12 protein-coding genes are annotated in these 12,812 nt (G+C 41.4%); 5 read left to right on the forward strand and 7 right to left on the reverse strand.

Going from position 1 to position 12,812, the window contains the following annotated elements; translation table 11 throughout:
• The first annotated feature begins 254 nt into the window (after window positions 1-254).
• Window positions 255-1,127: a YitT family protein gene (locus WC743_RS07125; protein WP_373011189.1), complete on the forward strand. Its 873-nt coding sequence runs from the start codon at window positions 255-257 to the stop codon at window positions 1,125-1,127.
• Between the two features lie 98 nt (window positions 1,128-1,225).
• Here the strand turns inward: WC743_RS07125 and WC743_RS07130 are convergent, their stop codons facing one another.
• The 3 genes from WC743_RS07130 to WC743_RS07140 are packed head-to-tail and all read right to left on the reverse strand — an operon-like array spanning window position 1,226 to window position 4,000.
• Window positions 1,226-2,269 (reverse strand): adenylate/guanylate cyclase domain-containing protein, encoded by a 1,044-nt coding sequence (locus tag WC743_RS07130; protein ID WP_373011190.1) that lies wholly within the window; start codon window positions 2,267-2,269, stop codon window positions 1,226-1,228.
• Window positions 2,269-2,649 (reverse strand): response regulator, encoded by a 381-nt coding sequence (locus tag WC743_RS07135; protein WP_373011191.1) that lies wholly within the window; start codon window positions 2,647-2,649, stop codon window positions 2,269-2,271. Before WC743_RS07135 ends, WC743_RS07130 begins: the two co-directional genes overlap by 1 nt.
• A 28-nt stretch (window positions 2,650-2,677) precedes the next feature.
• The gene (locus WC743_RS07140; protein WP_373011192.1) at window positions 2,678-4,000 is read right to left on the reverse strand and encodes a sensor histidine kinase; all 1,323 of its coding nucleotides are present in this window, start codon (window positions 3,998-4,000) and stop codon (window positions 2,678-2,680) included.
• 194 nt (window positions 4,001-4,194) lie between these two features.
• Here WC743_RS07140 and WC743_RS07145 point away from each other — a divergent pair, with 194 nt between their 5' ends.
• Together WC743_RS07145 and WC743_RS07150 are read left to right on the forward strand one after the other, a co-directional pair.
• Window positions 4,195-4,521, forward strand: a complete 327-nt coding sequence (locus tag WC743_RS07145; RefSeq protein WP_373011193.1) for an ArsR/SmtB family transcription factor — start codon at window positions 4,195-4,197, stop codon at window positions 4,519-4,521.
• A gap of 3 nt (window positions 4,522-4,524) precedes the next feature.
• On the forward strand, window positions 4,525-4,953 hold the full coding sequence (locus WC743_RS07150; RefSeq protein WP_373011194.1) for an SRPBCC domain-containing protein: 429 nt from the start codon (window positions 4,525-4,527) through the stop codon (window positions 4,951-4,953).
• 87 nt (window positions 4,954-5,040) lie between these two features.
• On the opposite strand, the gene WC743_RS07155 is transcribed toward WC743_RS07150, so the two are convergent.
• Entirely contained in the window at window positions 5,041-5,523 is a 483-nt protein-coding gene (locus WC743_RS07155) for a hypothetical protein (RefSeq protein ID WP_373011196.1), read from the reverse strand.
• 320 nt (window positions 5,524-5,843) lie between these two features.
• Here WC743_RS07155 and WC743_RS07160 point away from each other — a divergent pair, with 320 nt between their 5' ends.
• Window positions 5,844-6,395, forward strand: coding sequence for a ferritin-like domain-containing protein (locus WC743_RS07160; RefSeq protein WP_373011198.1), 552 nt, complete (start codon window positions 5,844-5,846; stop codon window positions 6,393-6,395).
• A 150-nt stretch (window positions 6,396-6,545) separates the two neighbouring features.
• On the opposite strand, the gene WC743_RS07165 is transcribed toward WC743_RS07160, so the two are convergent.
• Window positions 6,546-8,939 (reverse strand): TIM-barrel domain-containing protein, encoded by a 2,394-nt coding sequence (locus tag WC743_RS07165; protein ID WP_373011199.1) that lies wholly within the window; start codon window positions 8,937-8,939, stop codon window positions 6,546-6,548.
• Window positions 8,940-9,043: 104 nt separating this feature from the next.
• The gene (locus WC743_RS07170) at window positions 9,044-9,988 is read right to left on the reverse strand and encodes a DUF2027 domain-containing protein (protein ID WP_373011200.1); all 945 of its coding nucleotides are present in this window, start codon (window positions 9,986-9,988) and stop codon (window positions 9,044-9,046) included.
• 460 nt (window positions 9,989-10,448) lie between these two features.
• Here WC743_RS07170 and WC743_RS07175 point away from each other — a divergent pair, with 460 nt between their 5' ends.
• Complete coding sequence (locus tag WC743_RS07175) at window positions 10,449-12,338, forward strand: M1 family metallopeptidase (protein WP_373011201.1); 1,890 nt, start codon at window positions 10,449-10,451, stop codon at window positions 12,336-12,338.
• Between the two features lie 78 nt (window positions 12,339-12,416).
• Here the strand turns inward: WC743_RS07175 and WC743_RS07180 are convergent, their stop codons facing one another.
• The gene (locus WC743_RS07180; RefSeq protein ID WP_373011202.1) at window positions 12,417-12,737 is read right to left on the reverse strand and encodes a YtxH domain-containing protein; all 321 of its coding nucleotides are present in this window, start codon (window positions 12,735-12,737) and stop codon (window positions 12,417-12,419) included.
• Between the last annotated feature and the right edge of the window lie 75 nt (window positions 12,738-12,812).

The raw sequence follows: 12,812 nt of genomic DNA on the forward strand, positions 1-12,812 counted from the left end.
GTCGCTTGGCTCCAGCCGGGTGACAACTATTACAAGGCCTCTGGCCGCATCTTAATTACGGCGGCGGGACGCCGCATAATAACTGACACTCGGCTGGAGCCGAGCGACTGCAGAAACACGTGTGGGACTAGAGCAAGGCGATGGAGAACAGTAGCGGACTTATTTAATACTTGCATATCCCGTTTATTACATCAATTTAATATCTTAGCGCATCTAATAGATAAACATATTCAATAAACATCTACCCACGACAAATGAGTAACAGCAAAGCTTTAAAAATCACTATTTTAGATACTGTTTACATCCTTGCCGGTATATTGTTCTGCGGCTTTGCTTTAAAGAGTTTTTTAGTACCCAACGCGTTTTTTGATGGTGGGGTTACAGGTATCTCCCTGCTGATACATGAGCTTTACCATGTAAATATCGCCTATGTAATTATCATTGCCAACATCCCGTTTATTATTATGGGGGCTTTTCAGGTTGATAAATCCTTTGCCATTAAAACATTTGTAGCAATTATTGGGCTGGCGTTGTGCCTGCATTTTATCAATTACCCGCAAATTACTTCTGATAAGCTGCTGGTATCTATCTTCGGCGGGGTATTTATGGGCATAGGAATTGGGTTAGCCATACGCGGCGGCTGCGCACTGGATGGGATTGAGGTTTTGGCTTTATACACCGGCAAGCGCATCAGCTTTACTATCAGCGAGATCATCCTCGGTATTAATATTATTATCTTTTTAATAGCGGCTGTTAAGCTTGGCCTGCCTACCGCTTTATATTCTATACTTACCTATTATACTGCCTCGCGAACCATCAATTTTGTAATTGAAGGATTAGAGGAATATACCGGGGTAACCATTATATCTGGTAATAACCAACAGATAAAAGAGATGCTGGTTATGCAGTTAGGGCGCGGCATAACCGTTTATAAAGGCGAACGCGGTTTCCTGAAAGACAGCTTTGATGAGAGCCACCCGGTTGATATTGTTTTTACCGTAGTAACCCGTTTAGAACTGCGCCGTTTAAGAAACATGGTGCATGAAATTGACCCTAAGGCCTTTATATTTACCAGTATTATAAAAGAAGCCGCGGGTGGTGTGTTAAAACGCCGTGCAAGGCACTAATTTTGAAATCCTAAACGCTAAGCTCTAAATTCTAAATTTTTGAAATCCTAAGCGCTAAGCTCTAAATTCTAAAAAAATTCAAATCCGAAATTTTATTCTTACTCTATCACTTCGTAAGTATTAACCGGTTTTGCTTTATTTTTTAAGGCAAACTCGCCATTTGGGCGGCATTTAAAAGATTCTTTTGCCTGCTCGTAAACATCTGCGGTAATGATGATCTGCCCGGCTGTAGCAACAGATTGTAACCGCTGCGCCAGATTTACGGCATCGCCAATAACGGTGTAATCTAACCTGCGCAATGATGCCGAACCTATGTTACCGGATACCATTTCGCCAGAGTTGATACCCACGGAAATCTCGGGTTTAAAAACTTTATCACCGGCAGAGATCTCCGGCTCATTAGCTAACTGTGCTTTTACTGCCAAAGCCGTGTCAATAGCCCTATCCAGGTGAAACTCTCCTCTAAAAACCGCCATAACGGCATCGCCCATAAATTTATCTACATGGCCGCCCTGGGCAATTATTTCTTTTACAATTTTATCAAACAAGTCATTTAGCAGGTTCACTACCGTGTTGGCCGGCACATGTTCTGTTATTGAAGTAAAACCGCAAACATCAATAAACATTACGGTTGCCTGCAATACCTCATTCTTCATCAGGCTGCCTTCAAATTCCTTATGCGACATAAAGTTGAGCACATTCTCGTCCACATACATTTTCAGGATGTTGTTCTCCTTGATGGCACGCAGGGTTTCCTGCATTTGCTTTACATAGGTAATGGTCTTCTCCATGGTAACATCCAGGTCCTCAAAATCAACCGGCTTGCATATAAAATCAAAAGCGCCGCGGTTCATGGCTGTGCGTATGTTTTGCATATCGCCATAGGCAGATACTACTACCGCTTTTAGCATGGGGTTAGCCTCTGGCAGGCGGCTAAGCAGTGTAAGCCCATCCATTACAGGCATATTAATGTCAGACAGGATAATATCCAGATCGGGGTGGTCTTTAACCCTTTCTAAAGCTTCCTCACCGTTTTGCGCAAAAATAAACTCGTATACGTTCTCCCTGATCTTTTTGCGGAACTTCTGTTTCACCAAAATCTCCAGATCAGCCTCATCATCCACTACCAGTATTTTGGCCATTATTCGCTAATTGTTTTTAGTTTCTCTTTTAATAAATTAAAATCGAGCGGCTTGGTTAAAAAGTCGTCCGCGCCTTTATCCATTGCCTGGCGGTAATTCTCCGCATCGCCATAAGCGGTTATCATCATTACCACCGGTTGCGGCGGCATGTTAAAATCATGCCTGATATGGTCAAGCAGCTCTATACCGCTCATTCCCGGCATGTTAATATCAGACAGGATCAGTACCACTTCTGAATGCTTTTCTTCTAAATATTTTAGAGCTTCTTCGCCTGACTGGGCAAAGCTGAATTCAACCTCGTGGTTCTTGATCTCCTTGCGGAAACGCTGTAAAAAAAGGGGTTGAACATCTGCTTCGTCGTCTACAACTAATATTTTCATATACCGCTTAAAGATAGATAATTCAATTTTATGCAGGAAGGAAAATTACAAACTCGGTACCCTCACCTTCTTTACTATTTATATCAATTTTTCCCTTGTGGGCCTTAACAATAATGTCATAACTAAGTGACAGGCCCAGGCCTGTACCCTCGCCCGCCGGTTTGGTAGTAAAAAAAGGCTGCATGATCTTATCCTTTATAGCATCAGGGATGCCGCTGCCATTATCTTTTACTCTTATTTCGATACCATTCGGGCTGCCTGATATGGTATGTATGGTATGGGTGCTTACCTCAACCTTTGGTTTATAATCAGGCCCGGCAGTTTTCTTTTTATCGTGTACGGCATAAAACGCATTGGTGAACATATTGAGCAGCACACGGCCAACATCCTGCGATACAATGTTTATGACAGGCAGGTTAGGGTCAAGGTTGGCTATAAGTTCGGCATTAAACGATTTATCTTTTGCCCGCAGCCCGTGATAGGCCAGCCTGAAGTATTCATCGGCAATAGTATTAATATTAGTAGGTTCTCTTACATTGCTGCTTGCCCGGCTGTGCTGTAACATGCCCTTAACAATACCATCTGCACGGTACCCATGGTGGCGGATCTTTTCCAGGTTTTGTTTAATGTCTGATGCTATCGCCATGGCTTCTTCCCTATCGCCTTTATTTAGCTCCTGCTCCATTTCGTCAATCAGTTCCATACTCACTTCAGAAAAATTGTTCACAAAATTGAGCGGGTTTTGAATTTCATGCGCTATGCCTGCAGTAAGTTCGCCAAGCGATGCCAGCTTTTCCTGCTGTATTAACTGGGCCTGTGTAGCCTGTAATTCTTTAAGGGCGTCCTGCAGCTCGTTCCTTTGTTTGGTGATCTCGGCAGTACGTTGGGCCACTAAAACTTCTAATTCGGATTTACGTTCATTAACACGTTTTATCTCCTCCTGCTGTTTTTTTGATGTGGCAAAGCGCGCGAAGATCCATCCGAAGGCGACTAATTGGGCGCATAGGAAAAAATTATCCCACTTATCAAAAAAATCAGGGAATGCTAAACTTACTACACCATTTATAAACGCTGCTATAATTAACGGATAGTGGGCAAAGAGCAATACCTCGAATGATTTAAAATCAGGTTCTTTTTTGAGGTACGACACTATGCCTGCTAACACTAATGCACCTAAAATTTCATTAACCTCACTATCAAAATAGTAATTGAAAAGAAACCATAACCCTATAATTATCCAACCTGATGCGGTTAGGGCCGCACGCCATTTAGGATATATTGGCGAAAATTTGAGCGATCTTCGTATCCGGACGGTCAATAAAAAAGCTGCCAGGAATGTAAAAAAAAACATGTGGTTATGATAGTTTAGTTAATACAAAAACTAAGGTAATTATTTATAACGAACCTACGGATACTGCGCAGGATATTTTCATATATAAACAGCCCCCTACCTCTTTTTGCTTACGCAAATAATATTTCATTAAAATTTGCGTAACCAAATGGTTACTTATATATTTGTAACCGAACGGTTTCAAGTAGCAGAATATGAGAAGAGATGTTTTCCAGGCCATAGCCGACCCTACCCGCAGGGATATAATCAATTTGCTGGCCAGCCGGCAATTAAATTTGAATGCCGTTGCTGATAATTTTGATATAAGCAGGCCTGCGGTATCTAAACACATAAAAATATTAACAGAGTGCGGTTTAGTGCTGATAACGCAGCATGGGCGCGAACGGTATTGCAAAGCCAACCTCAAAAAACTGGAACAGGTTGCTACATGGGCCGATCAGTACCGTGCCTTTTGGACAGGTAAACTAGATGCATTGGAAGATTTTTTAGACAAAGAAACAAACGAACAAAAACTAAAATAAATTATGGAAACAAAACCGCTGATTGTTGAGCGTACGCTGAACGCGCCTGTAAGCCGTATATGGCAGGCCCTTACGGATAACAGTAAAATGAAGGAATGGTATTTTAAACTGGAAAACTTTGAGCCGCGTGTGGGTTTTGAATTTCAGTTTTATGGACAGGGAAGCAAAGGCGAAAAGTTTTTACATCTGTGCCGTATAACTACCGTTGAACCCGAAAAGAAACTGAGCTATACATGGAAGTATGATAATTTTCCAGGAAACTCGGAAGTGAGCTTTGAGCTTTTTCCTGAAGGGGATAAAACGCTGGTACGTATTACACATACCGGCCTGGATACCTTCCCTCAGGATCATCCTGATTTTGCCGCTTCAAGCTTCTCTGCCGGCTGGAACCATATCCTGGGCATCAGTTTAAAGGAGTACGTAGAGAAATAGTAACAAACTATATTATTGTTTACAAGCAAAAAAGGCTGGAATTTATAAATTCCAGCCTTTTTTAATAATTATAATTAAACACCCCTATTATTTATTTGGTACTGTTGTACGAGGTACAGCCGGGGTTGTTGATGGTGCAGTTGTTGGTGTTGTAGGTAAAGTATTAGGTGTTACCTGTGGTGTAGTCGCCGGTGGAGTTGTCGGAGTTGGTGTTGGTGTAGTCGGCGTTGTTGGTGTCGGGCTTGGCGGCACAGTAGGCATTGTTGGTGTAGTTGGGGTTGGGGTTGTTGGTACAGATGGCCTGGTTGTGTCACGAGGTATGCTCGGATTTGTAGGGTCTGTAGGAACATTTGGGTTTGTTGGCGTTGTTGGGTAAGCCGATGAATCAGTTTTTTGCTTTTTAGTTGTTGGCTTAGTTGCTTTTGAACGCTTTTTCTTAGGAACTGTATCCTGGTTTACAGTAATTATCTCGCTTGTTAATATTGCCTTATCTGTTGTATGTGTTGTTTTGGCTGTGACATATCCCAATGTGCAGATAGCAATTGCCATCGTTAAACTTATCTTTTTCATGGTATTATTTATATAATGGTTTATACTAATTAACTTATATACACAACTATTAACCATAGGTAATGTTTTAGTTTTTTTTAAGATACGGATCTATGGCCCTATCCCTATCTGATAAACAGTTGATCAATTTTTGAGAGCCATTGAACTTTAAGATAATGGCGAGGCTTTAAGATCTTAATGAAAAACAACTTGTTCAAAAATTATCATTTTAGTTGTTAAATATTACTTAAATAATAAAATATTTTATTATTAATTAAACAAAGGATTCCCTTTAACTGTTCATCATATAGTAGTTCCACAAATTCATTAACTGCTATATCATGAGAAAAGAAACCAATACAGACCCAAATTTTTCCACTAAAACCACACCTACGGCTGAACCGGCTTTGTTGGAATTATTTAAAGACAGCATCATGGATATTTACTGGGCCGAAAACCACCTTGTAAAAAACCTGCCGAAAATGATTGCGGCAGCTACCTCCGGTAAACTAAAAAGTACCATTGCTGATCACCTGGAACTAACCAACAACCATGTTAGCCGGCTGGAAAAAGTATTTGCATTATTAGGCCGGGAACCTTTGGCAAAGAAATGTGATGCAATGGAAGGTTTAACCAAAGAGGGCGAAGAAATTATTGAAAGTACTGAAGAAGGAACAGCCACAAGAGATGTAGGTATCATCCTCACATCACAAAAAGTTGAGCATTACGAGATAGCAACTTATGGCGGCCTAACTCAGCTGGCAAAAACATTAGGACTGGATGATATAGCAAATCTGTTGTATAAAACGCTTACAGAAGAAAAAGCCGCAGACGAATTACTAACTGATGTGGCTGAAAACGATATCAATTACCAGGCATCAACAGAAGCCTAAACCCTAAAGCGTAAAATTATATGGCAAACAATAAACCTGCTACAGAATTCTTTTAATACCGGCACTTCTCCAATCCGGGCCGCATTTATAATAGCTAGATGTAATGTATCCATTCCTATTCAAACATACTTACCTAAGCCCCAATTACTGTTACAACTTTACAACCATTTGTTTACCGGCATACGTAACGCTTTTATCAAACTTGTCGGCAACACCAGTGTTTGAGCCATGCGCGCCGTTCACCATTACAATGTTAAACGTACGCTGCTTTAACATACCGGGGAAAGTGCCTTTTGTATCAGATATGGTAAGCTGGCGCAGCTTATCGTTATAGCTTAAAGTAAAGGTAGCCTTCGCTCCCTTTTCATAATTATAATTATCGTTTTCATCCTCATAAAAGTTAAACTGGCCATTAGCACCGGGATAAATGCGCAGTTCAATTTTATCGGCAGGCTTTTCTGTCGCGTATTCCATAACCGGGCCCATTGGTATAATAGAACCCGCCTTTACATACAGCGGCATCATATCCATAGGTACATCAACCGTTAATGTTTGTCCGCCGTTACTTACCTCACCGGTCCAGAAGTTGTACCACTTAGCAGCTTTAGGCAGGTACACATTACGGGTTTTAGCTTTACTATCTGCACCTGCACCGGTATAAAGCTGCGCCGTTACCGGGTTCACTAAAAACGCCGGGCCAAACATGTATTGATCAGGGATGCCGTAAACCTTGGCATCATCCCTAAAATCAAATGTAAGCGAACGCATTATGGTATAGTTATCGGTAGTTACTCGCCCTGCTAATGAGTAAATGTATGGCAGCAGGCGGTAACGCAGGTTATCAAAGTTTAACAGGGTGCTTTTGGTTTTATCATCCCAGTTTTTGGAGAATAAAGCCCGCTCCCCTTTTCCGTGGATGCGAAATATCGGACTAAAAGCCCCAAACTGGAACCAGCGTGTAAACAACTCACGAAACTCTGGTTTCGACCAATCAGGCGCTTTCCAGCCGTAATGATAGCCGCCAATGTCTGATGTCCAATACGGTATACCCGATGCACAGGCGTTTATCCCCTGCGGTACCTGGTTCTTAAAATTAGCAAAAGTACACTCAATATCTGATGACCACAATGTAGAGGCGTTACGCTGTTCACCCGCAAATGACTGCCTTACTAGGAAGAATGCACGCTTGCCGGGAATATCCCTGCGCCAGCCTTCGTAAACACCTTTAGTATGTTGTAAGGAGTAAGTATTAAAATAATCTATCCCCTTGCCGGTGTAAAAATTTGCTTTCCTGCGTTCGTCAAGCAATGCGCCATTGTCTGGTTCGCACTGGTCAATCCACCAGGCATCCCAACCATAACGTTTTACCAGGCTGTCCCGGGCTTGCTGCCAGTACAGCTCGCGGGCTGCAGGGTTATGGGCATCATAATAGGTATCAAAAGTGTGTGTAACTACATTATCCCAGGTGATGCTGGTTAGGCCACCCATTTTTTCGAGCGCGTCATAATTAGGCGTGCCTTTACCAAATACAGGCCATATAGAGATCATGGCATGCAGGTTGGCTTTGTGCAACTCGTCAATTAATTGCTTTGGATGCGGGTAACGCTCGGCTTTCATGATGTGTGAGCCAATAGGCAATGGGTCCCAGTAGTACCAGTCCTGCACCAGCACATCAACCGGGATATGGTTGTTGCGGTAATTATCCTTAACGGTTAGTATCTCGGCTTCGCTCAAATATCTGTCCTGCGATTGAAACAACCCGTAGGCCCATTTACCAAACATGGGGGCCTTACCGGTAGCGGTACGGTACAGATCAATAATACGGTCAAAATCGGGACCATAAAAAAAGTAATAATCTACCTGTTTGCCACTTTCAGATACGTATTTGAATTTGGTGTTGCCTTCTTCGGCACCATAAAAATTTGAGGCTGAGTAATTATCCCACATCAATCCGTAACCTTTTGTTGAGAGCATTACCGGTATAGCGCCTGTAAGATATTTAATAGCCATATCCTGGTTACGGCCCTTGTAATTGATAGATAAGGAATCCAAAGGATGGCAGCCCAAACCAAACAGCGCTTCATCGGCAGGCGAAGTAAAGGAGGTGGTGCAATTGTAGGTATCAATGCCTGCAATAGTGGCTGCCGACATGCTTTTATTGTTGCTATCCTCGGCTGTTATCACTTTACCGTTAACATCCATATAGGTGATGGCATTGGTTGCCTTGTTCACTTTAAGCTTTAATTTAGCCGTAGTGATAAGGATATCCGTGCCATTATCTTTTACCTGGTAAGCGGTTGGCTGCGTCCATTTGTTATCTACCACCAACGATGGTTTATCGTTAAGGGAATTAAGAATGGTATACTTTACCTCAATAATATCTGCCCGGCAGATGTTTATTTTCATCAAACCTTTATCCAACTTAAAAACAACGCTGTTTGCTGTTTTAGTGAATGATTTGATGGCCGCGTTTGAATTATTGAAACAAATAGTGCAGAGCCATAGCAATGCTAAACCCTTAAATCCGGATGTGTACTTAAACATAAATGACAGGTAATATTTTAGCGCTAAATATAGGCCTTAAGAAAAGTACACCAGATGGGTCAATTGTTCATTTTTATGGCAATTATGTTAACGTAAGCTTTAATTTACTTCAATATCACCTTTGTAGCCCCATAACCAAACTTCTCTTTACGGGCATCCATAAAGGTTTGTACTTTGGGGTGCTTGCTTAATAGTTTATGCAGTTCGTGTTTCAGGATGCCATTACCCGTACCGTGGATGAATGTAATATCGGGCATTTGGTGTACAATGGCACTGTCCAGGGCTTTCTTAAAATGATCTGTCTGGATATTCAGGATCTCGCTGCTGCTTAAAAATTGGTGGTCGTCGCGTAGTTTTTCAATATGCAGGTCAAGTTCTGTTGCCGGCTTTTGTACTTCCTGTTTTTCTTCTGCCGGTTTAAAAAAGCTTTCTTTTAGTTTTTGGGCATCTATGATCAGTTCGGGCTGGTCAAGCTGTATTAGCCATCCTTGTTGCTTTAAAAGCGGCACCAGTTTTTTAGCACCAGCAAAATCTTTAGCCTTAAATTGCTCTGTTATATTTAAAGGCTCAGGTAAAGGCTGGTTTTGTTTGGTATAGAACAAAACCTGGAAAATAAATTTTGGCCACAATTGCAGGTCAGACAGCTTTGCTGAATATACTTTTGCTGATGACTGAGGCTCGATAATACCTGCAAATTCACCTTTAAAGGTTTTTTGCTGCTCGGTAGTAATTGCAGTTAACAGCTGATAAGATGTTTCGTTTACCAGGTATAAATGCACCAGCGCGTTTGCCTTGGCATCGGTTATTACAGCAATATGTACACCTTTGCTTTTAAACTCCCCTGCGGGTATATTGGTTGGTGCAACATACTCTTCGTCATGGCTTGCAGCGCCATGCCCGTGAACGTAGGTTACTTTGCTGGCCAGTACCGGTATCTCAAAGTCATCCTCAACGGTTACCCCTATCATTTGCTCATCTATAATGCGGGTTACATAGCCTTCCAGCTTCTCATCAACAAACCGCACAAAATCACCTAATTTATATTTCATTTTTTTTAAGTAGGATACAAAGGTATTTATTAATACACTATAACATCATTTATTAAAGGTGAGTTTTGTTTGGATCTACAGATAACGGGCTGCTTTTGCTGATTGCAAAAAATAGAGCCACCAGAGTTAGTGGCCTGATAATTAGTTGGTAAAAAACAAAGCCCGGCATAAAGCCAGGCTCTGTTAGTTATTTAATACCCCTACTAAAATAACTTAAACAAATAAAAAAAATTAAATCAACGCACACAAGGCTTTAACCTTAAAGCAATGTAACAATTCGTTTACTAAAACGTTTTTGAACGTACGTGCAGGGGAATTATGCCACAGCTTAATAATAGGTTAAACCATTGAAGGGGCAATACACTGAAAATATTTTACATAAAATACGTGTAACCCTTATAATGCAGCCTATCTTTTTAACTTTGTTTTTAGCAAACCTTAACAATCGCTTAAAAACAATATGAATACATTAAAATCTATATTACTAACCGCTTTTTTCAGTGGCATATTTTTGCAGCTGCAGGCGCAAAGTTTGTATATGCCGCGCGAAATTAAGCAGGCATATACAAAAGGTACACGTTCGCCGGATGGTAAACCCGGCAGCAAATATTGGCAAAACTTTGGCCGTTATAATATCTCTATAACTGCTACCCCTCCGGGCCGTACAATAAAGGGCACAGAACAGATCACCTATATCAACAACAGCCCTGATACCTTAAAAAGGCTGAACATGAAGCTGATCCTGAACATTCACCGCCCGGGTGCTGCAAGGGACAGGGCTGCAGGTGCAGATTACCTTACCCAGGGTATCCAGATAGACACCTTCCTGATAGGCGGACAAAAAAAGGCCTGGAACAATACTACCATGGCATCAACCAACCAGGCGGTAAGCTTGCCTAACGCTTTAATGCCGCATGATTCGGTAAAAATTAATATTGCCTGGCATTTTGATGTAAGCAAACAAAGCGAGCGCGAAGGCATGATAGATTCAACCACTTATTACCTGGCTTATTTTTACCCCCGCATATCTGTTTATGATGATTATAACGGCTGGGACCGCATAGAATTTGTGGATTCAAAAGAGTTTTATAACGACTTTAATGATTACACCCTGAACGTAACCGTTCCTAAAAATTACATTGTTTGGGCAACCGGCACCCTGCAAAACCCTACGCAGGTTTTACAAAAAGAGTATGCCGATAAACTGCAAAAATCAATGACTAATGATAGCACCATGCATATTGCTACATTAGAAGACCTTGCAGGTAAAAAAATAACGGCCCAAAATGCTATGAACACCTGGACGTGGAAAGCGACCAACATCAGTGATATGGCTGTTGGTATAAGTGACCATTATTTATGGGATGCCGCCAGTGTTGTGGTTGATAAAACAACCGGCAGGCGATCAAGCATGCAGGCAGCCTATTCTGAAAAAGGAACAGATTTTACAAAATCTGTTCAAAACGGGCGTAATGCTTTAGGCTGGTTCAGTAACAACTGGCCTGGTGTACCTTACCCCTTCCCAAAGATGACGGCTTTCCAGGGTTTTGCTGATATGGAATACCCAATGATGGTGAACGATAGCCAGGTAGGCAATGCAGGCTTTGCACAATTAGTGCAAGATCATGAGATAGCACACACCTGGTTCCCTTTTTACATGGGTATAAACGAAAGCAAATACGCCTTTATGGACGAGGGCTGGGCAACTACTTTAGAGTACCTGATAGGGATTGATGAAAAAGGCCCGGAAGCGGCTGCTGCCTTTTACAAACAGTTTCGTGTAAATAGTTGGATAAATGATAAATCGACAGCCGAAGACCTGCCGATAATTACGCCATCAAACGAGCAAACAGGCGGTTATGGTAACAATGCTTACGGCAAACCATCATTAAGCTATTTGGCTTTAAAAGATATGCTGGGCGATGAGTTATTTAAGAAAGCCCTACATGGCTATATGGATAGATGGCACGGCAAACACCCTATCCCCTGGGATTTTTTCAATTCTATGAGTAATGTAAGCGGCAGAAATTTAGAATGGTATTTTAAAAACTGGTTCTTTACCAACGGTTATAATGATATAGCTATATCAAAAGCGGTAAAAGGTAAAGACGGCTATACCTTAACAGTGAGCAACATTGGGGGCTTTGCCATTCCGTTTGATGTAGTATTAACCTTTGCTGATGGTACTACAAAAACCATTCACCAAACCCCTGCTGTTTGGGAAGCTAATCAAAAACAAACGTACGTAACCTTTAAAGCTGTAATAGGTAAGAGCCTTAAATCTGTTACGTTAGAGAATGGAATTTTTGTTGATGCTAATAAAGCTGATAATACCTGGGTAGCTAAATAAGTATAACCCCCATGTCATAAGTAACCAAAAAATCCACCGCCTGATTGGGCGGTGGATTTTTTATATCATGTAAATACCTTACGCGTTCTGAACAGTATTATTCCAGTCGCTGGCGGCACCTTTTACTTTTGATTTTGCATTTTCAGCAGCTATATCAGCATCAGTAACAGCGGTATTAAACTTCGATTTTACAGAATCAACAACATTACTGCCGTATTCCTTCGCGTTGTTCGCTGTTGTTTGGGCTTTTTCTTTAGCTGTTGCAATTAAGTCATTTACATAGTCAGCTATTTCGCCTCTTAGGTCTTCGCCTTTTTCAGGAGCTAATAATAAGCCCAAAGCGGCACCTGCCGCAGCACCCACTAAAAGTGCTGCTATAATTTTTGCTTGATCTTTCATAATTTTTTACTTTTTAGTAGATGTTTGTTACATAGTTAACAAATACCATACCGCTGTGTTTAAGAAATTAAAAAA

Source organism: Mucilaginibacter sp., assembly GCF_041660805.1.
In the GTDB taxonomy this organism is placed as follows: Bacteria; Bacteroidota; Bacteroidia; order Sphingobacteriales; family Sphingobacteriaceae; genus Mucilaginibacter.

Bases quoted from the DNA above. Each gene is read 5' to 3' on its own strand.
- WC743_RS07145 (WP_373011193.1), top strand. From the start codon at position 4,195: ATGAGAAGAGATGTTTTCCAGGCCATAGCCGACCCTACCCGCAGGGAT.
- WC743_RS07175 (WP_373011201.1), top strand. From the start codon at position 10,449: ATGAATACATTAAAATCTATATTACTAACCGCTTTTTTCAGTGGCATA.
- WC743_RS07135 (WP_373011191.1), bottom strand. From the start codon at position 2,649: ATGAAAATATTAGTTGTAGACGACGAAGCAGATGTTCAACCCCTTTTT.
- WC743_RS07180 (WP_373011202.1), bottom strand. From the start codon at position 12,737: ATGAAAGATCAAGCAAAAATTATAGCAGCACTTTTAGTGGGTGCTGCG.
- WC743_RS07155 (WP_373011196.1), bottom strand. From the start codon at position 5,523: ATGAAAAAGATAAGTTTAACGATGGCAATTGCTATCTGCACATTGGGA.
- WC743_RS07130 (WP_373011190.1), bottom strand. From the start codon at position 2,269: ATGGCCAAAATACTGGTAGTGGATGATGAGGCTGATCTGGAGATTTTG.
- WC743_RS07160 (WP_373011198.1), top strand. From the start codon at position 5,844: ATGAGAAAAGAAACCAATACAGACCCAAATTTTTCCACTAAAACCACA.
- WC743_RS07165 (WP_373011199.1), bottom strand. From the start codon at position 8,939: ATGTTTAAGTACACATCCGGATTTAAGGGTTTAGCATTGCTATGGCTC.
- WC743_RS07125 (WP_373011189.1), top strand. From the start codon at position 255: ATGAGTAACAGCAAAGCTTTAAAAATCACTATTTTAGATACTGTTTAC.
- WC743_RS07150 (WP_373011194.1), top strand. From the start codon at position 4,525: ATGGAAACAAAACCGCTGATTGTTGAGCGTACGCTGAACGCGCCTGTA.
- WC743_RS07170 (WP_373011200.1), bottom strand. From the start codon at position 9,988: ATGAAATATAAATTAGGTGATTTTGTGCGGTTTGTTGATGAGAAGCTG.
- WC743_RS07140 (WP_373011192.1), bottom strand. From the start codon at position 4,000: ATGTTTTTTTTTACATTCCTGGCAGCTTTTTTATTGACCGTCCGGATA.